Origin of the sequence: Microcoleus sp. w2-18bC1, assembly GCF_036700365.1 — a bacterium.
In the GTDB taxonomy this organism is placed as follows: Bacteria; Cyanobacteriota; Cyanobacteriia; order Cyanobacteriales; family Microcoleaceae; genus Microcoleus.
In genome coordinates, this window is the sequence record NZ_JAUBOS010000004.1 from 112016 (window position 1) to 134367 (window position 22352).

Sequence of the window (22352 nt, forward strand, 5' to 3'; positions counted from 1 at the left end):
GTTTATGAGCGTAAGTCCTAAAATTCAAATCAGCGAGCATCGGGGGACAATTCCCAATTTTAAAATCTAAAATCTAAAATCGACTTGATTTTGCCATTCTAGCAGTAATGCTCGACACTGGAGGCAAGTTAATTTTTTAAGCAAGTCGCGAATTCCGTCTGGGGTGACAGGATATTCAGCACCGATCAGTTCGGGGTTTACTATTGCTGTCGGATGCAATTCTGCAACAAAACCGTAGAGTTTTTGATTGGAGAAGGAACTGTTTATTGCCCAGCCGACGGTGTTGATCGGTTCGATGCGGGCGATCGCACTTTCTGTCACGCCTAGTTCCCTCTGAATTATAGGTGGAACTGCTTCTGCTGGCGTCGCTTCGGCTGGTACGCGACCGCCGGGAAAATCCAGGGTTGCGGATGCCACGCCGGGGCGATACATCGGTGAGGGAAACACAAATTTTTCAGCTTTAATTGTCAAGATTACAACTGAATCTGCTCTTTCTACTCGCCAATATTCTACTGTTTTTCCTTCGGTTGTTTCGAGATGTTCGGCGATTAGTTTTACCCAATGAGACTTGATTTCTACAAAGCGATCTAGAGTTTTCCACTGGGATTTGGCAGTTGGGTTCATGTGGGAATTTTTGAAATAAATCATATCAATTCCGGTTGCACCGGAATGATGTTGACTGTTGACTGTTGACTGTTGACTGTGAATCGAACAACTGAAAATTGCGCCGAGATAGGTGGCGACTTGTAACAATCCTTCATGAATTGCCCTCTAATTTATCATTCCGATGCAGCCGGAAACGATATCAGGTGTTGTTTGTTATGGTAGGCGATCGTTGCCGAACCCAACAATAAAAGATCGACCTTTTCAGCTTTGAGCCCGTTTTTTCCTCTCGATTGTAAATTTTTGCTACAACGTTACACATTCGCCTATATAATTCGGTAACATAGACTACATAATCAAAATTTATCTGCGCCTTCGCTCTGGGTTGTTTCAACCGCGCCCTGGTGCAGACTCTTAGCTAGACAGGAGTAGTTATGCAACTGCAAACAGATATTCGTACTTGGCAATCCCAACCAACCCCCGGAAGCTTCGCTAGTGTCCGCGACTGGGAAAGATTTGGCTGCGCCGTACCTGCACCAAAATTGACTCCTTCTATGTGGGTTAAATTGTTCAATCCGCCAACCGCATTCAGCTTTGACGAAGCGTGGCTGTTGTGTGAATGTTCGGAAGAACAGTGGCTAGCTTGGATTCCTGATTATGGCGAAATTTTACTGAGTACACATGAATTTTGCGCTACTAAATCGTGAATTATGCAGACAAACTTTCATAAACCAGGTGTTAAAATCCATATTCTTAGGGTTTCACGGGATTTTTGGGAAAAAAGCTGGTTTCTGCGTAATTATCTCGTTTGCAGTGAGGAATGCAAGTCCTTAAACTTTGATAAAGACTTGCATTCCTCACTACAAACCTCTTATATGATGTCGTTTCAGCCGATATCATAGAAGTCCTAATAGATATTAATTGCAATTTCGCCAACAAAAAGAGCAATAGGTTTTCTATTGCTCTTTTTGTTCAAAAACACTCTCTAGTTTTTATCTTTAAGATAGCGGAAGTTATATCAACTGGCTTCGATTGACCCCAATATCGCTGCGGTGACGGGTTTACTGTATCGATGCTTGCATGGGAGATATTGGTGAACCCGCCCTTACAGCAATTACGGTCAATTTAGCCGCCGTGATATTGCTGGCTTATTTGCAAACTGCACGGTTATTTGCGTTTCTGACAATCGTGCCTACTCTACCATTAATCTGAATCGGGTTCTTAGTGCTGGCTCGAATCAAGAGTGGTTGTTTGGCCAGACATTCTCTGATTGATGTTGCCCAGGCGGTGAGAGCTCCGGTGTATTCTGTACGACCCGCTGGGGCACGAAACTGATCGGTAATTAGGAAATCCGAGGTGATGCTAGTGTCAGTACCAACATTGGTAATAATGGGAAAGTCAAAGGCTCTGGGCAAGGTTCTGTCCTGGATTCTGCCCGGTACCAACTGGTAATTCTTAGAGCCACCCTTGTAGTCAATACCTGCTTGAGGGCTTGTAGGAGGGCTTGTTTGAGCCAAGGCGGAAACAGGCAAGCTTGCTACCAAAACGGTGCAGCAACTCCAAAATAATTTCGATTTCATCTGATTCATCTCCTCAACTTTATGACGATTAGCACTAATTTAGGTATGCTCAAAAGACACTAGCTTTTATTGAGAAAGCGCCTGATGATATTGAGCTTTTGAGTTTGAGTTCAACTTACCTAATTTATTACCAAACATCTTCAAAAATGTTAAAACTGGTTGGCATGACAAACTGTAAAAGAGTTTCAGTTGAGTTAGACATTTACACATCTGAAGTTGTTACAGCATTGGGGAGTCGGTTTTACCAGAATGATTCATTTTTGAGCGATGTCATTGGAACTTTATCAAATTTTGTCTCAGATATCAAGTTTTGCCGCTCGCGTATCACGTTTTAACACTGGTTTGTGGCTCGATCGAGCTTTGAGTGTGGCGCGCTATACCAGGGCGAGAAAGATGCTAGAGTGCACCAATGGCCGTTTGAGTATTTTCAGGCGACAATAGACAGAGAAGGGGCTTGAAAATAGGTGATTTTAGTGGAAGACAGTAAATTTATCGACGTATCGGACATTATGGGTGTTCCCGCGGCTCCGGCGGGTTACAAATCGGGCTTTGTGGGTATTGTCGGACGCCCGAATGTCGGAAAATCAACGCTGATGAATCAGTTGGTGGGGCAGAAAATTGCGATTACTTCGCCGGTGTCTCAGACGACACGTAACAGGCTGCGGGGCATCCTAACGACACCGGAAGCACAAATTATTTTTGTAGATACTCCCGGAATTCACAAGCCGCACCACCAATTGGGCAAGGTTTTGGTGCAGAATGCCCGCACAGCGATTCAGTCGGTGGATGTGGTGCTGTTTGTGGTGGATGGTTCCGTGGAATCGGGAGGGGGCGATCGATATATTGTCGAAATTCTCAGCAATTGCAAAGTTCCGGTGATTTTGGGGATGAATAAGTTGGACGAACAACCGGAGGATTCCGTGTTGATCGATCGAACTTACGAGCAAATTGTCAATCCTGAGTGGCCGGTGGTGAAATTTTCCGCTCTCACGGGCGAGGGTGTCGAGCCGCTGCAACAATTGTTAATCGAACATTTGGAGGCTGGGCCTTACTATTATCCGCCAGATTTGGTGACTGACCAGCCGGAACGCTTTATTATGGGCGAATTGATTCGGGAACAGATTTTGCTGCTGACGCGGGAAGAAGTGCCGCATTCCGTAGCAATTGCGATCGACATAGTTCAAGAAGAAGCAAAAATAACTCGCATTCTGGCGACAATTCACGTCGAACGGGATTCCCAAAAAGGCATTTTAATCGGTAAAAGCGGCAGTATGCTCAAGTCGATCGGCAGTGCGGCCCGGGAACAGATTCAAAAGTTAATTGAAGGCAAAGTGTATTTGGAGTTATTTGTCAAGGTGCAGCCGAAGTGGCGGCAGTCTCGCACTCGTTTGGCGGAATTGGGCTATCGGGTAGAAGAATAAAACTTTATCTGTTGGCAGTTTCCCTCTCTTAATCCTGATGTGCTCAGAAGCAGATTAAAAACAAGATTGACAACCTGGCCAGATCCGCAGCCCCAGGCTAAGTTTTTGCAAAGGTCGAGAACGCAATGACGATAATTCCAACTATGAACTACCGAAACCACATCACGATCGAAGCAAATAAACGCGGTGGTAAGCCTTGTGTGCGCGGCTTGCGAATTACGGTTTATGAAGTGCTTGAGTACCTGGCTTCCGAGATGACCGAAGCGGAAATTATCGACGATTTTCCCGATTTGACGCGAGAAGATTTAAAAGCCTGCATTGCTTATGCTGCTGACCGCGAGCGTCGGTTTATGACGGCGACCTTATCCGCATGAAATTACTTTTTGATGAAAATTTGTCGCCCAAGTTGCCGAATCGTTTGAGCGATATTTTCCCAAATTCGCTAACCTCTCAGAAATAGTATGAGTCCGGTCAAATATTGCAAGTTCTGAACAACGAAAATATGAAGAAGTATAATCCGCATTATGTTCCCCGCTCAATCCTCAGAAATTTTGTCAAGACTCAAGGTGTATTTTGTTTGATGAAAGATCAAAATGGAAAAATTATCAGTAGCAGTGTCGATAATCTGTGTGCTGAAAAAAGTTTTTATAGCTTCTCTTTAGATATAGAAGATGAAAATACAAGCAACACTCTTGATTATGACAAGCAGGTTTTTGACAAAATTGATGGGGAAATCGCTCCAGTTATAAAAAAATTAGTTGAGCAACACAATATCGATGTATTGAACGATGATGATAGAGCAAAACTTGCAACGTATGTTGTTTATCAATATATGAGATCGCCTGCAGTAAAAAATATCGCTGTATTTCTAGCTCAAAACGACAAAGATGCAAGGCAAATACAAGGATTAAATTTACTAGAGGGAGAGTATATTAAACGCATATCTGAAATTATCTCTAATTTCAAATTGGAGCTTATAAGAGCTACTCAAGGTGTAAATTTTATTATCTCGGATTCCCCCGTACTATGGTCTCCAACAGCAGAAGGAATTTATTTCCCTATAAGCCCTGATTATTGCTTGTTTTATCAACAACTAGACAACGATTCTCAATCGTCCTTCAATCTTTTAGATTCCATATGCATCAATGAGTTAGAATTTTTAGCCTCAGTTAGATTCAATATTGCTAAAAGCGAAGATACCCTACAAAACATTTGGCAGGGAACCCATCAAAGTCATATATCTAATTTTTGTCAATCAGGTACTTCTTATTGGAGATGCATTTTAGAAAGTAAAAATTCTTTGCATTGTATTGAACGTTTTAGGGAAAATATATGCGAGGAATTTAAAGCATTGCTGTTTTAGTTGCTTGAGGGAGCCTAACAACCGCGCTGCACCGGAACGTTCCAAATTTGTTGGTTAAGTTGCGAATGTTATTTGCGTCCGGTGAGCGCGATCGTTATCTCGTAAACACGGCCTGACCTTGGAGATGATTCGGAAGCTCGATCGAGAGCTTGACCTACAGAAAATTGGTAGAATAAACAGAGCTGTAAGGCAATGGCAGCCGGTTTGACTTGTACGAATGGGAAAGGTAATGGCTTTTTCTTGAATCGTGAAACATGGCGGGCATTGTAAGCCTGCATAATATTTGCTAAAACTATCAATCGGACATAATGGCCAATGAAGAAATTCCTGACTATCCTCGCCAGTATGATCGCGATCGCGACACCCACCCTATTCGTAGAACACAGTACCCTACTCGCCCAAGCCCAAACCCAAGAATCACAGCTCAAAACCCACGCGATCGGCAATCTGACCTTCAAAGCACCCCGAAATTGGCTCGAAAATCCAAGGGGCGCAAGTGCGAATAGCCTTGAATTACACAACAAAAATTTCCCCAACAGAGGCGGTGGATTTGCCCCCAAGGGTTTGATTCGCGTGGTTGCAACCATCAGTGAGGAAGACCTGGAAACCGCGACAAAACCGAATTCTAGAGCTTGGCCTAAGACGACGACTAAAACCGAACGTCTAACGATTAACGGCAAAAAAGCAGTGCGCTTATATGAAGACTATAACGACGGGTTTCCCGCAGGCATTGTCACCTATGTTGCCACAGGGAAAAAAGAAACAATTATGCTACTGACTCTTTACTCCGACAGTGATACGGAAAAGCAAGTTCAGCAAATTCAAGATTCGATTCGCATTACTGAATAGCAGTCAAGGACTTAAATTCGGCACGTTGAACAAGAAGGCTTTGTTCATCTGATTGAGCCAACAATCCCCGTACCTTGATAGTCGGGGAGTGTCAACAACAACTATCAAGGCAACTCAACCGAACTCGGTTTAGCAATGTGAGGCAAGCCCCAGCCCAATTTTTCCCGCAAAATGTGGAAAAACTCAAAAGATTGCACCCGAATAAAGCGGGCTGGGTACTGAGCTCGCTCGACTTGCACCCAATCCTCCGGCAGAACATAACATCCGCCGTTCCCGTCTACCACCATTACCAGGCGGTTTGGACTCGCCGGCAAAATCTTGATCGGCTCAGTGTTGGAAAACACCAAAGCCCGCGAAGCCATTGAATGCGGGCAAATAGGCAGCAACTGCAGCACCGGCACTCCGGGAATGATGACAGGGCCACCGGCAGAAAGGGCGTAAGCTGTCGAACCTGTGGGAGTCGCGATGATGACTCCATCTGCGGCAATGTCAATAGAGGCGTGCTGGCCGATCGCCACTTCAAAATGACACATACAAGTCAGCGGTTCCCGGTGCAGCACCATTTCATTGAGACAAAGGGCTTCCCAGAGGCAGTCGTTTTCTCGAAACAACCGCACCGCTAGCATTGATCTTTCTTCTATTTCGTATTCTCCAGCGATTACCTTTTCCAAAGCTTGCGGCAGCAAGTTCAGGTAAGTTTCTGTTAAAAAGCCCATGTGACCCGTATTGACAGTCAGCAGCGGCACTCCAATCGGAGCGACTTGGCGAAATGCCGACAGCACCGTACCGTCGCCGCCCAAAACCACTGCAAACTCCATGTCGCTGTCAAAACCGGGGGGGACGAGTTGTTCGATCTGAGTGTGGCACAGGGGGCGATCGGGGCTAGAATAGCCCAGAATTCCTCCGGAACCAGAAACCGAGCAAACCTCCCAGCCGCGGGCAGTCAGCTTGTCTTCCAACTCTGCGGCGATGCGACAAGCCACAGGTTTAACGTCGTTGTATATAATCCCTGCTTTCGGCACTTTAAAATGTAAAGGGCATTTTTTGTTTACTCCGTTTTTTAGTCTTAAGCTGCTCGTACTCTATTTCCTTGAGCTTCTTCATAATCAGATTAAAGTATTCTTCGAGATAAGACTCCAAAGTAGTAGTTTCTTTGGGGTCGATTCCGAAGACACTGTAAACATCATCCATCGGAGCTTTCAAGGGTTTTCCGGCTGCCAAAACTTCTGAAAAAGCCAATCTGTCAGCTACGTTCCAACTCCACTGAAAGAAGGTAGCTAATTTACGAGTAGCCTTCAACAAGGCGTCTGGGGTGCGCGTAATTTTGGCTTGCTTCCCTGACAGCCGTTCGCACAACCGCACGATTTCGTCAGCATCCCAAGCGCGATTTCCCACCACCGGAAAGCTTTTTTTCTCGGTTTCAGGAACCGAAAGAGCCCGGACGGCAAATTTAGCAACGTCCTGAGTGTTCATGTAGGCAAGGGCGGATGGCTTGTTGGGCAGCCAGACTGCCTGATTGTCCAAAATCGGCATTGCATACAGGCTCACCAGTCCTTGCAAAAAGCCGCAAGGTCTCAAGATTGTGTAGTCTAAACCGGATTCTGCTAAAAACAGTTCGGTACAACGCTTGATTTCCAACAACGGGACTTGGGGATATTTCTCGGCGTCGAGAAAGGAAAAGAATATGTAACGCTTGATGCCTGCTGCTGCTGCTGCTTGGATCAGCGATACTTTTCCGTCCCAGTCTACTCTTTTGATGCTGACAGAATCTGCTGCACTGGCTGTTGCTGCATCGATAATAGCACTGACGCCTTCTAGGGCCGGAGGCAGACTGTCTGGCTGGCAAAGGTTTCCCGGTACGAGTTCAGCGCCCCATTCTTTCAAAAATGCAGCTTTTCTGTAACTTCTGACTAAACAGCGCACCTGGTAGCCCTCGTCTAGGGCGCGGCGGGCTATTTGGCGGCCGAGAGTGCCGGTGGCACCTAAAATCAATAAAGTCATCTAGGGATTAATTATGAATCTTAAACTTTCTATAAGATGGTATCAGGTTTTTGTTAAGTTTTTATAACAAACTTAACAAAAACCTGATATTTTCTCATTTTAGGCTTGAGATATTCGCCAGCAGGCTTGCTTTCGGCAGCAAGTAGACTCTAGAAGGCAGAAGGTAGAAGGCTTCTGAAGGATTGGTTGAAAAAAACTTATTCTTCGCCGCCTTGCAATTTGAGCAGGAGGAAGCCTCCACCTATACCCACGAAAATTAGGGAAAAGGACAAAAAGGCTGCATTGAAAATTTCAGGATTCATGATTTGATAAGTCTAATTGGGCGATCGCATTAAATAAAGATAATATAATTTGGGGCAACCCGGTACATGAATGCTAAAATTTCAGTGCCGCAATTCCTGTATTTTGTTGGAGAAAACTGCCTTGAGTCTCGATCGGGAATCAAAACTAGCTGTAACTCTGGGAGATCCGGCGGGAATTGGCCCGGAAGTGATTCTCAAGGCATTGGCAGATCCCGCTGCTGCTTTGATGGTGACGGTTTTCGGATCTAAGAGAGTTTTGCAGCAAACTTACGATAAGTTGCGATCGAGCAATCCCGCAGCAGAAGCGGTAAATCCCGAAACATTAAATATTATTGATATCGAACCAGACAGCAAGTGGGGCGAAATAGTACCCGGTGTCGGGAGTGCAGCTAGCGGGGCGGCTAGCTTTGCTTATATGGAAAGTGCGATCGCCCTTACCCTCGCCGGCGAATTTTCCGCGATCGTCACAGGCCCGATTTCCAAAACTTGCTGGCAGGCTGCCGGTTACAATTATCCCGGACAAACAGAACTCCTCGCAGAAAGGGCGAAATCGCAGCGGTTCGGAATGCTGTTTGCCGCCACATCTCCACACAGTGGCTGGACGCTGGTAACTTTACTGGCTACCACACATATTTCCCTCCGTCAAGTCCCCGATGCGTTGAGTCCAGAATTACTCAGCGAAAAACTAGAATTGCTGGTAGAGTGTTTGCGGGAAGATTTTGGGCTGGAAAGACCGAAAATTGCGATTTCTGGCTTAAATCCTCACAGCGGCGAAAACGGCAAGCTAGGAAATGAAGAGCAAGACTGGATGATACCTTGGTTGGAAACGCAGCGCGATCGCTTTCCTCAAGTGCAGTTAGACGGGCCAGTCCCCCCTGATACCCTGTGGGTAAAACCGGCTAAAGTTTGGTACGGTTTAGCCAAGGAAGCTCACGACGGTTACTTGGCAATGTACCACGACCAGGGGTTGATTCCAGTAAAATTGATGGCTTTCGATAAAGCAGTCAACACTACAATTGGCTTGCCTTTTGTCCGCACGTCTCCGGATCACGGCACAGCTTTTGATATTGTAGGTCAAGGGATTGCAGATGCCTCCAGCATGAAGGCAGCATTGCAGTTTGCCGCCCAGTTGGCTAGTCGCAGAACAGCAGTTAAAATAGGGCGATAGGTTTAGTACGCCTGACGCTTGGAACAATTGTGTCATTCCTATTGATTTTCGCTGGGGTGAGGCGGCAAGCAAGCTGGTAATTTCCTTCGGTCGATTAAAATCAACTATTGGTAGCGCAGTATGGCAGCATTTAATGATAATTCCGGCAAAATATATCAGTCAGAAAAAGAGGTTTCTGATGCAACTCTGGCAAGTTCTAAAGCTGGAGAGCAACTTCAGGAATTGCTAACCATATTGACTGAATTTCAGTTATTAAAGAAATCCAAAAAAGAGCCAAGCGAGCTGAAATTACCGCTTTCGGAAAAGTCTGTTCAGCGATTAGAGGATGAGGAAAATCGGCGCCAACAATTGTCTTTCCTGATCGAATCACCGAGTATTGTACCGGAAGTATTAACTAACGATGAAGAGATCCCATCTCAAAGACGAGAAAACAATAATGAGGAACCAGATTTATCTATAGCCGGGAAGGTAGCAAAAAATAATCGGCAGTCGGAGGAAGAATTAGAACAAGCAGTTGAGCAGTTTAAACAGTTGCAACAACTACTGTTTGAAAGAGATTTACCGGAATTTTACAGTAATGTTTTGAGCGTGGAACAAAGGTTAGAAAATTTTGAAAAGCTGATGTCTCAACCCGAAGAGTTGATGATTTTACTGAGGCCGTTAATTCCTGAGTTAGTCAGAGAAGAATTAGAGGAGTTGAAGTCGGAATTAAAAAAGGCGATCGACCTCGCGAGCAATAATAAAATTAATCCGATCGAGTTGGAGGCAAAATTAGCAGATTGGGAAAATCAAATTGCTAACTTGAACCAGCAGCCACTGCCGAATACAGAACACTTAATCCAACGGCTGATGCCAGTGGTGGGCGATCTGCTAAACCGTAAGGTAGAGGAGTCTAAGTTAGAGGTAGCTTCGGCGATCGCACCGAGAGTCAATCAAGTAATTCACAATCAAAACGGACTTGAAGAACAGGTAGTAAGAATTGAAGATAGAGTAGCGAATATTCAGCAGCGTTACCAGCAGCAACCGGAAGATTTAATCAAGCAGCTAGTACCAGTAGTTAGCGATTTGCTGAACCGGAAAATTAGTGAATTAAAATTAGAGATTGTAGAAGCTGTTGCTCCCTCAGTACAGGTAAGAATAGCTTGGGTAGAAATAGAAGAAAAAGTATTGAGCATCATCGAACGCCGACTGGCGGCTACGCAACAGTCGCCAATTCAGAAGCCTGAAGAGATAATGGCGATGCTAATGCCGGCAATAACTGATTTGCTGAATCAGAAAATCGATGAATCAAAATTACAAGTAGCAGCGACGATCCAACCTTTGATAGAATCAGCAATTCTTCAAAGAGAAGTTCAAGGAAAATTGAGCGACGTAGAAAGTAGACTCAATAATCTTCAGCGACAGCAAAAAACTCAGCCGGAAGATATAATGGCAAGGTTAATGCCGTTAATGATTGAGTCGCTGAACAGAAAAATCGAGGAGACAAAGTTAGAGTTGAGAGAGGCGATCGCACCTGGTGTCAACACTGCTATTCAAAACAGCGGTATTGCAGCACAAATATTAAATAATGAAACTAAGATTGTCGAAGTTCAGCAGCAAGTTTTAGCCGAGATAGAAGGGTTGATGGCAAGAATAATGCCAGTGATTGTAGAAATGCTGTCTCGAAACATCGGGGAAGCAAAGCTAGAGATAGAATCTGCGATCGCCCCCGCTGTCGATGCCATCATTCAGAATAAAAATATCGATCAAAGACTCGGGAAGATCGAACAACAGATTGTGGCGATCGAACACCGGATTTATGAATCCACAGACTTGTTTACCGATTTACTGAAACCTTTGATTGATGAGCTGATGGTTAGCCATCACGCCCAACTACAAAAGTCGGTCATCGAATCTATTTTACCATTGTTAGATGAAGTTGTAAGTTATAATTACAGACTCAACGATAAAGTAGGGGAACTCGATCGCAAAATTACTGATGCTGAATGGGGAGGCGATCGGGAAGAATTAATCGCCCGAATTAAAATCATGTTTCCCGAAATGATGCTCCAAACCATTAATGAGTCGAAACAATCATTTGTCGAAACCATAGCTCCGATAATTGATGAAATAATTAATACCAAAACCCGAGAAAATCGACAATCGATGGGAGTAGCCATATCGCCGGCTCTGACTGTGGGAATCAGCCACAGAATGAGTGAATCGCCCGATGAAATTGCCATGGCGATCGCGCCGGAAATGGCCGCCGCTATCAAACAGCAAATTCATCTCAAGCGAGAAGCAATGTCGGATGCACTTTATCCGATCATCGGCAGCACGATTTTAAAATACATTGCCGAGATGATGCGGGAGATTAATGAAAAACTCGAAGCATCTTTAAGTCTAGAGGGAATTAGTCGCAAAATTAAAGCCAAATTACAGGGCATTTCTGAAGCAGAATTGCTGATGAAAGAAACAACACCACTGAGTGTTAAAGCGGTTTTTTTAATTCAAACGCAATCGGGCTTAGTAATTTCAGCAGTGCAGAAGTCTGAACGCGAACAGCTAGAATCAGAGATGGTAGCAGGGATGCTGACTGCTATTCGGGCTTTTGTTAACGATTGCATATCTCAGTCGGGAAATATTGCAGAGATTGATGCTATAGAATACGGGACATCTAAGATAGTATTGGAAGTAGCGGGTTCGTGTTATCTGGCCGTAGTTATGCAAGGAGAAACCCGCCAGTGGTTTAAGTATAAAATGCGATCGATATTCAACAATATTGTTCAAGAATACGGGGATCGAATCCAGTCATTCAACGGCGATCCAGCGACTGTGCCACCCGAAGTAAACTCGAAATTGCAAAAATTAATCGATACAGAGGTAAAAGTTAAATCTCGTAAACGTCCAATTTTACCCATGATCGGTTTGGCAGCGTTAGGTTTAATTGGCGTACCTTGGGGAATTCATCAATACCGCAGCAGAGTTGCAGCGAGCTTAGAAGCAGATACAAATTTAGCATTACAATCTGCTCCCGATTTATCAGTTTATCGCCTCGTGGCTGATGTTAAAGATAGAGTATTGGAGATTTCGGGACGAGTGCCGAATCAAAATCTGCGATCGAAAGCGGAAAAAATCGCTCAGCAAGTGGCTCCCCAATCAAGAATTGAAAATAAAATTATAGCCGTTGAAGTACCGCCAGATCCGGTTTTAGTCGAAGCCGATGTCAAGCGGACAGCAGCTCTTTTGAATAAAGTAGAAAGCATTAATATCTCAGCTCGCTATGCAGAGGGAAAAGTCGCCGTTGCAGGCAGCGTAAGCAAAGTACCAGATGCTCAGAAAATAACTCAAGCTTTTGAGAAAATTCCGGGGGTGAAGTCTGTAACAAATACAGTGATAATAGGAACTCCACCGCCACCCAAGATAATAATGCCAGTTCGCGTATATTTCGGTGCAGGTTCGGCAAGTTTGCAGGCGAAAGATGTAGCAGAAAAGCTTAGCAAAGTCAAGGAATATATGGAGAAAAATCGCACGAAGAATTTAAGGGTAGTTGGCTACAGCGATTTTAAAAGCACTCCGGTAGAAACTCAAAAGTTGGCACTGGAAAGGGCGACAAATGTGAAAAATATTTTGGTTAGACAAGGGATAAATGGCAACAGAATACAAGTTGCTTCTACCAAGGGTCGTCCCGAAGGTGTGGAGGCCAATCAACCGCTGTGGCTGAGCAGATTGGTAGTATTTGAGGTGATAAATTAGAAATAGGGAATGGGGAATTGGGAATTGGGAATTGGTAATTGAGAATGGGGAATTGTTGACTGTTGACTACTGACTAATGACTACTGACTAATGACTTCTTCCTCTTAAATTAATCGAACTCGCCCAGAGGTAAAGGCTTGTATTCGATCGCCCGCCAAGCATACTAACAAGCGGCCGCATCCATCAATGCCGGCGGCTTCTCCGCAGATGGTTTCTGAGGAAAGTTCGATCGCCACCGGGCAGCCAATCAACGCATCGCGGCGGCGCAATTCCGGCAAAAGTAGCGCTAAACCGGACTTGGAGGCTGGCTTGTCTGTGGTAGAAAACATATCGGCTAGTTCGAGTAAATAGTGCCGCAGTCGATCGAGCAAACACAGTTCATCTGGTACTGTACTAGCAATAGAATGCAAGCTTACCGCATTGCCGAGATCCCTTTCATCCAATCCCGCAGCCGCGAAATCTACGCAGCGGTTGAGTCCAATTCCCACAACTGCGCGAGTTTTGCCCAAAGCATTGCCCGAAGAGGCTTCGCAGAGAATGCCGGCTAATTTGTGGCGATCGATCCAGACATCGTTTGGCCATTTCAGGCGCAGCATATCACGACAGTCAGGAACTAAATCTTCGATCGCGTAAATCACCGCTAAACCCGCTGCTAAACTGAGTCCCGGCAACAGAGTAGGGTTGAGGTTTTCGAGTACAAAACTAACAGTCAAGACACCGCTTGGGGCGTGCCAGGTGCGCCCGTGTTGGCCGCGCCCGCTGGTTTGTCGCTTCGTAAATACTGCATCTCCGTGGTGGAGTTGGGCCGCGCGGGCGATCGCCCAACTGTTGGTACTCGGACAGGTATCTAACGAGTGTAGCCAGTGATGGACGTTTGGGCGATCGGGTTCTGGGGATGCGGGCACGGGAGTTAAGGGCAATTCCGACAAGGTTTGATTTGTAGTATTTGATATCTAAAAGCTGATTATCGCATTTTCCAGAAGTGCCACCTCGCGCGACGGCGAGAATTCTGCGAAATTGGAGTGTAGTACAGTTTCAGCATCAGATTTACCTTACGCTACAACATCAGTTGAGCCGCAATATCTCTTTATTTATAAGGGTTTTGGCGAACGTAGAGGGTTGGGGGGAGCGATCAACACCCCTTTAAAAAACCCAATTTAAAAAAAAGTTGTATTACCCCCTTGACAGTCTTGTATTACGCAATGTAGTATAAATGTATGGCGAAGGGGAAAGAGCTTCAAAGCCTTGCCCCTCAAGCAATATGAACCTTGAAAACTGAATAGGAAGTTAATCATGTCACATAATTGTGGACATCGGCGGTGTAGACTCCGGCAACAATAGCCCGATCGGGTTGTAGTACGCGGAATCAACCGCCACCCCGTCCCAACTTGAGTAATTCAAGGACAGAATATTGTTCATTTTCGCGGGGGTATAGCTCAATCGGTCAGAGCAGTCGCCTGTCGAGCGAAAGGTTGCGAGTTCAAGTCTCGTTACTCCCGTCACTCGATTTTAGATTTTAGATTTTAGATTTTAGATTTACTCCACAGGAGAAGAATCTGGGAATTGGAACTTTGGTCTAAAATCCACACCTCCTGTCGGAAAGCAAGTATCCGTTTTTCGGCGGGGGTCAAAGTCCCGTAGGCAAAAGTCAAGCCGTCTCCCCCTCAAGGAGAAGATTGCGAGTGCAAACCTCGTCGGGACTCCCAGGTTAGGTGGCTGAGTGGCTCAAAGCGTCGGTCTGCAAAACCGATTTTCGCGGGTTCAAATCCCGCCCTAACCTCTGTTCCCAATCAGAAATTAAAAATTAGAAATTAAAAGATTAAACTAACAGTCTTTTAATTGAATTTTTTAACTTTGAAAAGGAACGAAGTGAAAGTGACAGTGCAGCGTAGCTTAATAGTAAAGCGCCAAGTTCATACCTTGGTCAATGCGGGTGCAAATCCCGCCGCTGCCACCAAAAGCAGGGATGGTGTAACTGGCAACACTCTGGTCTCCAAAACCAGCATTCTGAGTTCAAATCTCAGTTCCTGTGCCAATTTATAGTGCTGTAGGCAAATGGTTTAAGCCGCTTGGTTTTCACCCAAGTGATTGCGGGTTCAACTCCCGTCAGCACTTCTCGTGGGTCGTTGGCAGAATGGTTTTGCAGCCGCCTTTTAAGCGGATGGATCGAGGTTCAATTCCTCGACGACCTACCAAAATTTCTATCTTGGGTCGGCCCTCCTATTGGCGTGGGTAGCTGTCTGTAAAACAGTAGCTTAAAGCGTTGCTGGTTCAATTCCAGCCCGACCCATTTGTAACTGCATTTAATCCGCAGTTGCAATTTTGAGAGCGTGGTGTAGCCGGATAACATCTCAGTTAATAAAACTGAAGATTGAGGGTTCAAATCCCTCCGTTCTCGCTCGCTGAGGAGAGGTGGCCGAGTGGCTTAAGGCGCTTTCCTGCTAAGAAAGAGCGGTTTAACAGCCGTCGAGGGTTCAAATCCCTCCTTCTCCGTTTTCCCCCGATAGCTCAGTTGGTAGAGCGCTTGTCTGAAGAACAAGAGGTCGTCAGTTCGATACTGACTTGGGGGATTGCGTTGCCTTATAGCTCAATGGTAGAGCAAGCGGTTGTTAACCGCTAGGTTGTAGGTTCGAGTCCTACTGGGGCAGCCATTTTTTTAATTGCCGGGTAGACAAATTGGTAAAGTCGCCTATCTCTGAAATAGGAGTTTCTGTAGGTTCAAAGCCTACCCCGGCACCCAATAATTGGGAAGTCGCCTAATCGGTATGGCACCGCTCTTTGAAAGCGGCAAAATGCAGGTTCGATCCCTGCCTTCCCAGTTCTGCTATTACCAAAGCAGATAAATTACACTCCTGTAGCCCAATTGGCAGAGGCCGCAATTTCAAAAATTGTGGTGTGTGAGTTCAAATCTCACCGGGAGTACCAAATTTTCAACTAAGTTTCTACTTGCTCCTGTGGCGGAATTGGCAGACGCGGCAGACTTAAAATCTGTTCTATTTTGATTGTGAGTTCGAGTCTCACCAGGAGCATGAACGGGATGTAATTCAGCGGCCAGAAGCCATGCTTTGGGAGCATGGAGTCGTTGGTTCAAATCCAACCATCCCGACTTTGCCCCTGTGATTTAATTGGAAAACATCGCTTACTCAGAATGAGCGTCTTACAGGTTCGACGCCTGTCAGGGGTATTAGGTTTTATTCAATCTAAAATCTAAAATCTAAAATCCGTTTTGCCCCTGTAGCCCAATTGGTAGAGGCGCTAGACTTAGGATCTAGTTAGTGCTGGTTCGATGCCAGTCAGGGGTATTTGGTGACATCGCGGGTGAAGTAGCCTGGGTAGGCTTGGAGGTCTCATAAGCCTCTTAATAGCAGGTTCAACTCCTGCCCCCGCAACCAAAAATGCAGGTGTGATGTAATTGGCAACATGAGGCTCTTGTAAAGCTTTCTTGCAGGTTCAACTCCTGTCACCTGCTTGGGAAAATACGATCGCTATTTAGCCAGAATTGCGATCGCCACCTTCCCAAATTTGCAGTTGTCGTTCTGCGGCAACAAAACAGTTTACATACGGCGTGGGATAAACAAAATAGTCGTAAGCCAGCGCCATTTGCCGCGCGGCTTCGCGATAAGGAACTCTGCCTATCCCCGTTCCTAAACCCGGACAAACGACACTCTCAATTTTACGTTCTGCGTGTCGATTGTAGCGCCGAATTGTTAATAGCATTGCCCACATTGCCACATACGGAACGTCTGTACCCACAACAGACATAGGTACGCGCATGGTGGGAGTATGAGCGAGAAAAGGATGTTTGGGATGGTGAGTTTCGATGATGAATGACGTGCCAACTGGTTGTTCGCCTAAATAGTCTTCCAAGATATGCTGCTGAACCCTAACCATCAGAGAATGACCGAAAAAACTAACGATAGCTGCGTCGATACCGCCATCCATCATGCCAAATGAATTAGCGGGACTCACCAAACAGTCATACTCGGTTAAATCCTCGAAACATTTGTTGGTAATTTCGAGATTGGGTAAGTAGAAAAAATGTTCTTGGAATGCCGCGAATAGTTCGGGATTTGGTGCTGTAAGTATAAGTTTCATGTGTTTTATCTCCGAACGCTAGTTTAGCAAATAGCTAAGGACGATCGTACTCATTTTTCCAAAAACTTGTCATAATTGAGGTTGAGTAGTTCAAGGTTAAACTATGCTAGCAACTGACAACACCTCAATGGGAAAAATTATTACCACACTCACCGTGACTAACCGCGCCGATCAAAATGTCGCAGCCAGAGGATTTATGCCTTCCGACCAAATCCGTTCAGTCACTCTAAATAATGTGCTAGTTGATACAGGTGCAACAACATTGTGTTTGCCTGCAAGTATCATTGCACAACTCGGTTTAGAATTGCTCAAAGAAGTGGATGTAGAGACTGCTAATGGCATTGGTAAAGCCAGAATTTTTCAGGATGCTAAAATTTCTTTAGTAGGACGCGAAGGCACGTTTGAGTGTTTGGAATTGCCCGGAGGTATGAATCCTTTATTAGGCGTGATTCCTCTCGAAGCCCTGGGAATTGAATTAGATTTAAAAAATCAGCGATTAGTAACTTTACCCATCAGTCCAACGCAAACTTACTTGACAATTTTGTAAAGGCTGTATGTTGAGGTTAAAGAGATACAATCGCTAAACTAATTGCGGATATGGTGTAACGGTAGCATTCGAGTCTTCCAAACTCTAGGCACGAGTTCGAGCCTCGTTATCCGCTTGGCTAAACGAGAGGTTTTTTCAATCCAAAATCTCAAATTTCCAATCTAAAATCGGTTTGCGGATGTCATGTAGCGGCTAGCATCTGAGTATGCCATTCTCAGCGCATGGGTTCGAGTCCCATCATCCGCTTTTGTAGTCCTGAGCTTCGATGGTAGAGCGTTTGCCTTACAAGCAGACGCGGGGTAATCTCCTGTCAGGACTACTAATTTATGGGAGTGTAGCTCAATGGATAGAGCGCCGCGCTTCGGACGCGGATGTTGTGGGTTCAAGTCCTGCCACTCTCGTTGTTTTTGCTTTAATTTAAGGAGGTTGATTCCATTGAATGGATAATTTTTTCTAGTAAGAGCGATCGCCCTTTGCGTGTCCCTATCTTTGGAGCCTACATACTTTAGTACGAGAGGAAAGGTAACGCTGTCAAATTCAGCGGGCGTTTGAGAACGAGGAGTGCATTGAACCCGGCAGGTTGGCTTAAAGGTAGCCATCCTTTAAAGAGTGTGTAATAACTCATCGGCCCAGTCCCTCTAGTAACTGAGAAAACGCAATGCTCTGATAACTTGCACGTCAAAGTGCGTGAAGCGCAGCTATCCCGTAGGGAATCGTACAAATCAACAAAAAATACGGGAGTGTAACTCAAGTGGATAGAGTGTCGAGCTTCTACCTCGAATGTTGTGGGTTCGAGTCCTACCGCTCCTGCTGTCTGGGGTTCGTAGCTTAATTGGTAAAGCATCTAACTGGCTGTTAGAAAGATATCGGTTCAAATCCGATCGCAATCCACCACACCAATTTTAGATTTTAGATTTACTCGACAGGTGAATCTTTTACCCGGGGTCATAGCTCAATTGGTAGAGCGCTTGCTTTGCACGCAAGAGGTTAGGAGTTCGATTCTCCTTGATTCCACTGCGGTGTCTGAAGCCAAAGCGGTCGCGGCGCTGGTTTGTGGAACCAGTAATAGCGGGTTCAATCCCCGTCAGACACCCCTTGGAAGATGCCGCTAAATGGTTGGCAACCAGTCTTGAAAACTGGGGTACAGGTAACTGTAAGGGTTCGATTCCTTCATCTTCCTTTTAACCACCGGAAGTCGAAAAGCGAGACACCGTGCTGATAACGCGGGGATAGGAGGGGCAGTACCTCCTCGGTGGATTTCTTATGATTTTATATATAAATAAGGGAGAATTATGGTTAATTATTTTCACGAGATTTACTATCATACAGCGAGCAAAATTATGGGGAGGTCACCTAAGTGGAATGGCACCGTAAAAACTTTGGAAAAGCGGCTCCCAAAAGGACGATCGGGTTTGTTGAGTAGGGTAAAAAGTTGCTTCGCGACGTTCCCTGAAAACGCAAACTGGCAGCGGGTTGCGGAGGCACTGAAAGGAACTAACAGTCCGAGATGGGGGCAGTTCCCGTCTGCTTGCGGGCAGTAAGGAAGCGCGTTTCCTGAAAGTTGCTGTCGATTGATGCGGGTTCGAGTCCCGTCCTCTCCATTCAAGGTTCAAGTCCAAATCGAAGAGTTTCAACCCGTGCCCTAACAGTTAAAGCATACATACTCGGCTGTTAACCGACCAAAACCAATGCTTTACGCACTTGCACGGGTTGAACCTCAGAACCTCAGTTGTTCTTGAGGTCTAAATCGCGATCGTAGCTGCCGATTGGCCGCAGTCTGGTCATCAACTGCTTCAGCAAGAAGCCATTGCTGTTCCAAGCGGTATAAGGAGTAGCCCCTTGTCCTTTCAGGCACAAGGTTTGTCGGGCTTTGTTGTGGCAGATATTTGCCAGCAGGCTGACGACTGACACTAAGCCGAGTTCATCGACAAGGGCTTCGAGTTCTTCTTTATTCACAAGCACACCTCCAGGGTTGACTATTCCTGGATTGTACCATATAGTACCTTTCAAGGGTACTTACAGTATGCTATTAGTTACTTAGTTTCAGTTTCCTCCACGAGGTTGTATTCCTTGATAGCCGCCATGACTAGCAGAGTGGACATAGGAACTCCTGTCTGCTGGGAGATGTTTCTCAGTTTTTCGTGCAAACGCTTGGGAACTGTGACTTTGATCACAGCAGTCTCTTCTTTGTCAGCCATTTCAAGCAGTCATGTTTAGTTGACATCAGCTTATCCTCTTTCCGAGTACCGATCGCGCTTTGCTCTGATCGTCTGTAGGGATGCGGGCGCAGCGCGATAAAATGGCTGCTGCTGCGAAACTGTGCGCTAACAAATAAAAAGGTCGATCGCAAATCTCTAACCAAGGGAGCGATTGGATATATTAGTTACATTCAGAAACAAGCAGTAACCAAACAACTTAATAAAATAAGGTGAAACATGAGAAAACTAAAATATTACGTTGCTTGCACCGTTGACGGGTTTATTGCTCGCGAAGATGGCTCATTTGATTGTTTTCCCATGGAAGGAGAGCATTTCGCTGATTTGTTCGATTCCTTTCCTGAAACTTTTCCGGCTCACTTTCAGGAAGCACGAGGCATTCGTGCAGAAAACAAGCAGTTTGATGCGGTTTTGATGGGACGGAAAACCTATGAGGTAGGGCTAAATGTTGGTGTAACTAATCCTTATCCCAGCTTGAAGCAGTATGTATTTTCGCGCACTATGGAAGCCAGTCCTGATGAGAATATTCAACTTGTTGCGGACAATCCTGTTGCATTTGTTAGGGAATTGAAAAAAGAAACAGCTAAAGACATCTGGCTGTGCGGTGGTGGGGCTTTAGCGGCAACTCTTTTTTCTGAGATTGACGAGATGATTGTGAAGTTGAATCCGGTAGTAATTGGAGCGGGAATTCCTCTTTTTTCCGGTGCAATCGAGCCGACCAATTTGGAAGTTGCCGATCGCAAAATCTACAGCAACGGTTTCATGTTGCTTCATTATCGAGTGAAGCATTAGCGATAAGGACTTTATTAGTTGCAATTACTGCGGGCGAAAAAAGACTGAAGTCCTTACTACAAAATGATCTTCTAGGAATTACACAAAAATTGTATGCGGTATTTTCTCTATTTCAATGTTGAGTCAGACCGATCGCCACAAATTTTTACAAAAAAAGTTGATTTTTCAGAACGGTTGTGTTATAATAGCTTAGATGCGGGAGTATAGCTCAGTTGGTTAGAGCAGGTGACTCTTAATCTCAAGGTCGAAGGTTCAAGTCCTTCTACTCCCATCCCCAATAACCTACTATTCACAAGGCTTTGAGACTTTAAACTGTCTCTAGTATGTCGCTTTTAGCCCATTTTTCGCTCACGATAGCAGCCAAGGGCGGTAGCGGTTGGATTACAGTGAGTGTTTGCGTTTTCGGATTTTTAAGGTCAATCGACCCGCCCGATCGATAAAAGTGCGATCGCCCAAGCTATTTTTAAACTGAATAACGACAGGAAATGGTGATTAGCTATGATGGCAAGTCTCTCGACGCGCTGCTATGGGGGCGATCGCGATTTAGATGCGATCGCACATTTAATCAATACTTGCGAAGAAGTTGATCGGCTCGATGAAGGTACTTCCATCTCGGAATTAGAACAAGAATTTAACCAACCGTCCCTAGACAAAGCCCGCGATATCCGCCTTTGGGAAGATGCGGAAGGAAAATTAATCGGTTTTGCTCAGTTGTCGGTTTCTGAACCGGGGGAAGTAATTGACGGTTGGCTGTGGTTTCGCGTCCACCCCGACGCGCGATCCGGCGATGTGGAAGCAGCCGCGATCGCCTGGGGTGAAGTGCGGATGCGCGAGGTGTCTGCGATGCGGAGCGCGCCCGTGAAGCTGCGATCTTGGGCTCGCGCTGAGGATTGCGATCGCATTTCTGTGCTCGCAAGTTGCGGTTTCAGGGCCGATCGCTATTTTTTCCGCATGGCGCGATCGCTCTGTGAACCAATCCCAGAACCGCAATTTCCCGAAGGTTTCTTGCTGCGTCAAGTCTCCTGCGAACAGGATGCGGAAGCTTGGGTAGAAATGTTCAACCAGTCGTTTATCGACCACTGGAACCACCACGATTTTACAGTAGAGAAATCCAATTACTATTCAACTCTACCCAATTATAGAAACGATCTAGATTCGATCGCTGTTGCAGCAGACGGCACTTTTGCCGCTTTTTGCTACTGCGAAATTAACCCCGATGAAAACGATCGCACCGGCAGAAACGAAGGCTGGATTGGTGTTCTCGGTACGCGGCGCGGCTTCCGCAAAATTGGATTGGGACGAGCAATGTTGCTGGCTGGTTTGCATCGACTCAAAGCTGCCGGTGTCGAGACGGCTATTCTCGGCGTCGATGCTGAAAATTCCTGCGGTGCGCTGCGGCTTTACGAATCAGTAGGCTTTCACAATATTCGCAAGAGCATTTCTTATGTTAAGGATATTTAATTGATAGGGACTTACTCACATCTTGCACCATTCTCACGAACAGGCAAGATGCCTGTTCCACAAGAAAATTCACTCTTTGTGGAACAGGCATCTTGCCTATTCATAAAAAGCTTATTGAGAATGGTGCAATATCTCAGGACTTACGCACTCCGACCCAAGAAACCCGGTTTTTTACCGGATATGCGGGTAGCAACCAAATATTTTCGTGAAAAAACCCGG

At 45.5% G+C, this 22352-nt stretch carries 21 protein-coding genes and 29 tRNA genes; 40 read left to right on the forward strand and 10 right to left on the reverse strand.

The genetic code is table 11. The features are described 5' to 3' along the window. Positions 1-66 precede the first annotated feature (66 nt). Positions 67-753 carry an NUDIX hydrolase gene (locus QT979_RS04420; protein ID WP_333209028.1) on the reverse strand — a complete coding sequence of 229 codons (687 nt, stop codon included), beginning with the start codon at positions 751-753 and terminating at the stop codon, positions 67-69. A 284-nt stretch (positions 754-1037) separates the two neighbouring features. On the opposite strand from QT979_RS04420, the gene QT979_RS04425 reads away from it, so the two are divergent. Beyond that, positions 1038-1310: a hypothetical protein gene (locus QT979_RS04425; RefSeq protein ID WP_333209030.1), complete on the forward strand. Its 273-nt coding sequence runs from the start codon at positions 1038-1040 to the stop codon at positions 1308-1310. A gap of 441 nt (positions 1311-1751) precedes the next feature. On the opposite strand, the gene QT979_RS04430 is transcribed toward QT979_RS04425, so the two are convergent. Continuing rightward, a complete protein-coding gene (locus QT979_RS04430) occupies positions 1752-2183 on the reverse strand; it encodes a hypothetical protein (RefSeq protein ID WP_333209032.1) in 432 nt (143 codons plus the stop codon). A gap of 509 nt (positions 2184-2692) precedes the next feature. On the opposite strand from QT979_RS04430, the gene era reads away from it, so the two are divergent. From era to QT979_RS04455, 5 genes are all read left to right on the forward strand, one after another. Further along, a complete protein-coding gene (gene era, locus QT979_RS04435; protein WP_333308442.1) occupies positions 2693-3604 on the forward strand; it encodes a GTPase Era in 912 nt (303 codons plus the stop codon). A gap of 143 nt (positions 3605-3747) precedes the next feature. Beyond that, positions 3748-3978 carry a DUF433 domain-containing protein gene (locus tag QT979_RS04440; RefSeq protein WP_333101609.1) on the forward strand — a complete coding sequence of 77 codons (231 nt, stop codon included), beginning with the start codon at positions 3748-3750 and terminating at the stop codon, positions 3976-3978. Continuing rightward, positions 3975-4064, forward strand: coding sequence for a DUF5615 family PIN-like protein (locus QT979_RS04445; protein ID WP_333308380.1), 90 nt, complete (start codon positions 3975-3977; stop codon positions 4062-4064). The genes QT979_RS04440 and QT979_RS04445 overlap by 4 nt, the downstream gene beginning before the upstream one ends. Positions 4065-4106: 42 nt before the next feature. Beyond that, positions 4107-4967: a DUF4238 domain-containing protein gene (locus QT979_RS04450; protein ID WP_333308382.1), complete on the forward strand. Its 861-nt coding sequence runs from the start codon at positions 4107-4109 to the stop codon at positions 4965-4967. Between the two features lie 315 nt (positions 4968-5282). Beyond that, positions 5283-5816 (forward strand): hypothetical protein, encoded by a 534-nt coding sequence (locus QT979_RS04455; RefSeq protein WP_333308384.1) that lies wholly within the window; start codon positions 5283-5285, stop codon positions 5814-5816. 104 nt (positions 5817-5920) lie between these two features. Here the strand turns inward: QT979_RS04455 and QT979_RS04460 are convergent, their stop codons facing one another. The 3 genes from QT979_RS04460 to petM form a co-directional block, all read right to left on the reverse strand. Continuing rightward, a complete protein-coding gene (locus tag QT979_RS04460; RefSeq protein ID WP_333209053.1) occupies positions 5921-6838 on the reverse strand; it encodes an NAD(+) kinase in 918 nt (305 codons plus the stop codon). Between the two features lies 1 nt (position 6839). Continuing rightward, the gene (locus QT979_RS04465; RefSeq protein ID WP_333209055.1) at positions 6840-7817 is read right to left on the reverse strand and encodes an NmrA family NAD(P)-binding protein; all 978 of its coding nucleotides are present in this window, start codon (positions 7815-7817) and stop codon (positions 6840-6842) included. 197 nt (positions 7818-8014) lie between these two features. Then, on the reverse strand, positions 8015-8119 hold the full coding sequence (gene petM / locus QT979_RS04470; protein ID WP_172189541.1) for a cytochrome b6-f complex subunit PetM: 105 nt from the start codon (positions 8117-8119) through the stop codon (positions 8015-8017). A gap of 70 nt (positions 8120-8189) precedes the next feature. Between petM and pdxA the strand changes: the two genes are divergently transcribed. Beyond that, positions 8190-9287, forward strand: a complete 1098-nt coding sequence (pdxA, locus tag QT979_RS04475) for a 4-hydroxythreonine-4-phosphate dehydrogenase PdxA (RefSeq protein ID WP_333308386.1) — start codon at positions 8190-8192, stop codon at positions 9285-9287. A gap of 120 nt (positions 9288-9407) precedes the next feature. Beyond that, the gene (locus QT979_RS04480; protein WP_333308388.1) at positions 9408-13022 is read left to right on the forward strand and encodes an OmpA family protein; all 3615 of its coding nucleotides are present in this window, start codon (positions 9408-9410) and stop codon (positions 13020-13022) included. 104 nt (positions 13023-13126) lie between these two features. On the opposite strand, the gene QT979_RS04485 is transcribed toward QT979_RS04480, so the two are convergent. Further along, positions 13127-13951: a biotin--[acetyl-CoA-carboxylase] ligase gene (locus QT979_RS04485; RefSeq protein ID WP_333308390.1), complete on the reverse strand. Its 825-nt coding sequence runs from the start codon at positions 13949-13951 to the stop codon at positions 13127-13129. A gap of 367 nt (positions 13952-14318) precedes the next feature. Continuing rightward, positions 14319-14441, reverse strand: coding sequence for a hypothetical protein (locus QT979_RS04490; protein ID WP_278187183.1), 123 nt, complete (start codon positions 14439-14441; stop codon positions 14319-14321). A 6-nt stretch (positions 14442-14447) separates the two neighbouring features. Here QT979_RS04490 and QT979_RS04495 point away from each other — a divergent pair. The 20 genes from QT979_RS04495 (at position 14448) to QT979_RS04590 (ending at position 16491) form a co-directional block, all read left to right on the forward strand. After that, positions 14448-14521: transfer RNA gene (locus tag QT979_RS04495), tRNA-Asp, on the forward strand. 132 nt (positions 14522-14653) lie between these two features. Then, a tRNA-Glu gene (locus QT979_RS04500) sits at positions 14654-14728 on the forward strand. Beyond that, a tRNA-Cys gene (locus tag QT979_RS04505) sits at positions 14729-14802 on the forward strand. A 102-nt stretch (positions 14803-14904) separates the two neighbouring features. Next, a tRNA-Met gene (locus tag QT979_RS04510) sits at positions 14905-14979 on the forward strand. Positions 14980-14982: 3 nt separating this feature from the next. Beyond that, positions 14983-15057 (forward strand) — tRNA-Trp (locus QT979_RS04515). A gap of 6 nt (positions 15058-15063) precedes the next feature. Further along, a tRNA-Glu gene (locus QT979_RS04520) sits at positions 15064-15137 on the forward strand. 5 nt (positions 15138-15142) lie between these two features. Further along, positions 15143-15217, forward strand: a tRNA-Lys gene (locus QT979_RS04525). 13 nt (positions 15218-15230) lie between these two features. Then, a tRNA-Tyr gene (locus tag QT979_RS04530) sits at positions 15231-15312 on the forward strand. A gap of 34 nt (positions 15313-15346) precedes the next feature. Next, positions 15347-15420: transfer RNA gene (locus QT979_RS04535), tRNA-Tyr, on the forward strand. A gap of 8 nt (positions 15421-15428) precedes the next feature. Then, positions 15429-15515, forward strand: a tRNA-Ser gene (locus tag QT979_RS04540). Between the two features lie 4 nt (positions 15516-15519). Beyond that, positions 15520-15592: transfer RNA gene (locus QT979_RS04545), tRNA-Phe, on the forward strand. A 6-nt stretch (positions 15593-15598) separates the two neighbouring features. Beyond that, a tRNA-Asn gene (locus QT979_RS04550) sits at positions 15599-15673 on the forward strand. A gap of 10 nt (positions 15674-15683) precedes the next feature. Then, positions 15684-15762, forward strand: a tRNA-Gln gene (locus QT979_RS04555). A gap of 5 nt (positions 15763-15767) precedes the next feature. Further along, a tRNA-Gln gene (locus QT979_RS04560) sits at positions 15768-15841 on the forward strand. Positions 15842-15870: 29 nt separating this feature from the next. After that, positions 15871-15947 (forward strand) — tRNA-Leu (locus tag QT979_RS04565). Between the two features lie 23 nt (positions 15948-15970). Beyond that, positions 15971-16051, forward strand: a tRNA-Leu gene (locus QT979_RS04570). A gap of 4 nt (positions 16052-16055) precedes the next feature. Further along, positions 16056-16128 (forward strand) — tRNA-Pro (locus QT979_RS04575). Between the two features lie 122 nt (positions 16129-16250). Next, positions 16251-16324, forward strand: a tRNA-Leu gene (locus QT979_RS04580). A gap of 11 nt (positions 16325-16335) precedes the next feature. After that, a tRNA-Met gene (locus tag QT979_RS04585) sits at positions 16336-16414 on the forward strand. A gap of 5 nt (positions 16415-16419) precedes the next feature. Further along, a tRNA-Thr gene (locus tag QT979_RS04590) sits at positions 16420-16491 on the forward strand. Between the two features lie 20 nt (positions 16492-16511). Here the strand turns inward: QT979_RS04590 and QT979_RS04595 are convergent. After that, on the reverse strand, positions 16512-17117 hold the full coding sequence (locus QT979_RS04595; RefSeq protein ID WP_333209063.1) for a macro domain-containing protein: 606 nt from the start codon (positions 17115-17117) through the stop codon (positions 16512-16514). 103 nt (positions 17118-17220) lie between these two features. Here QT979_RS04595 and QT979_RS04600 point away from each other — a divergent pair, with 103 nt between their 5' ends. The 9 genes from QT979_RS04600 (at position 17221) to QT979_RS04640 (ending at position 18844) form a co-directional block, all read left to right on the forward strand. After that, positions 17221-17664 (forward strand): retroviral-like aspartic protease family protein, encoded by a 444-nt coding sequence (locus QT979_RS04600; RefSeq protein WP_333101624.1) that lies wholly within the window; start codon positions 17221-17223, stop codon positions 17662-17664. A gap of 44 nt (positions 17665-17708) precedes the next feature. After that, positions 17709-17779, forward strand: a tRNA-Gly gene (locus QT979_RS04605). 59 nt (positions 17780-17838) lie between these two features. Beyond that, positions 17839-17910: transfer RNA gene (locus tag QT979_RS04610), tRNA-Gly, on the forward strand. Positions 17911-17992: 82 nt separating this feature from the next. Beyond that, positions 17993-18065: transfer RNA gene (locus tag QT979_RS04615), tRNA-Arg, on the forward strand. A 335-nt stretch (positions 18066-18400) separates the two neighbouring features. Then, a tRNA-Arg gene (locus QT979_RS04620) sits at positions 18401-18474 on the forward strand. 7 nt (positions 18475-18481) lie between these two features. Beyond that, a tRNA-Ala gene (locus tag QT979_RS04625) sits at positions 18482-18558 on the forward strand. A gap of 47 nt (positions 18559-18605) precedes the next feature. Beyond that, a tRNA-Ala gene (locus tag QT979_RS04630) sits at positions 18606-18678 on the forward strand. 5 nt (positions 18679-18683) lie between these two features. After that, a tRNA-His gene (locus QT979_RS04635) sits at positions 18684-18757 on the forward strand. A gap of 4 nt (positions 18758-18761) precedes the next feature. Continuing rightward, positions 18762-18844: transfer RNA gene (locus tag QT979_RS04640), tRNA-Ser, on the forward strand. 545 nt (positions 18845-19389) lie between these two features. On the opposite strand, the gene QT979_RS04645 is transcribed toward QT979_RS04640, so the two are convergent. Together QT979_RS04645 and QT979_RS04650 are read right to left on the reverse strand one after the other, a co-directional pair. Next, entirely contained in the window at positions 19390-19620 is a 231-nt protein-coding gene (locus tag QT979_RS04645) for a hypothetical protein (RefSeq protein ID WP_333308393.1), read from the reverse strand. 77 nt (positions 19621-19697) lie between these two features. After that, a complete protein-coding gene (locus tag QT979_RS04650) occupies positions 19698-19862 on the reverse strand; it encodes a ribbon-helix-helix domain-containing protein (RefSeq protein ID WP_333203442.1) in 165 nt (54 codons plus the stop codon). A gap of 237 nt (positions 19863-20099) precedes the next feature. Between QT979_RS04650 and QT979_RS04655 the strand changes: the two genes are divergently transcribed. The 3 genes from QT979_RS04655 to QT979_RS04665 all read left to right on the forward strand — a co-directional run bounded on the left by QT979_RS04655 (position 20100) and on the right by QT979_RS04665 (position 22133). Then, positions 20100-20672: a dihydrofolate reductase family protein gene (locus QT979_RS04655; RefSeq protein WP_333209066.1), complete on the forward strand. Its 573-nt coding sequence runs from the start codon at positions 20100-20102 to the stop codon at positions 20670-20672. Between the two features lie 197 nt (positions 20673-20869). Next, a tRNA-Lys gene (locus QT979_RS04660) sits at positions 20870-20943 on the forward strand. Positions 20944-21170: 227 nt separating this feature from the next. Next, positions 21171-22133 carry a GNAT family N-acetyltransferase gene (locus tag QT979_RS04665; RefSeq protein ID WP_333308395.1) on the forward strand — a complete coding sequence of 321 codons (963 nt, stop codon included), beginning with the start codon at positions 21171-21173 and terminating at the stop codon, positions 22131-22133. Positions 22134-22352: the final 219 nt, after the last annotated feature.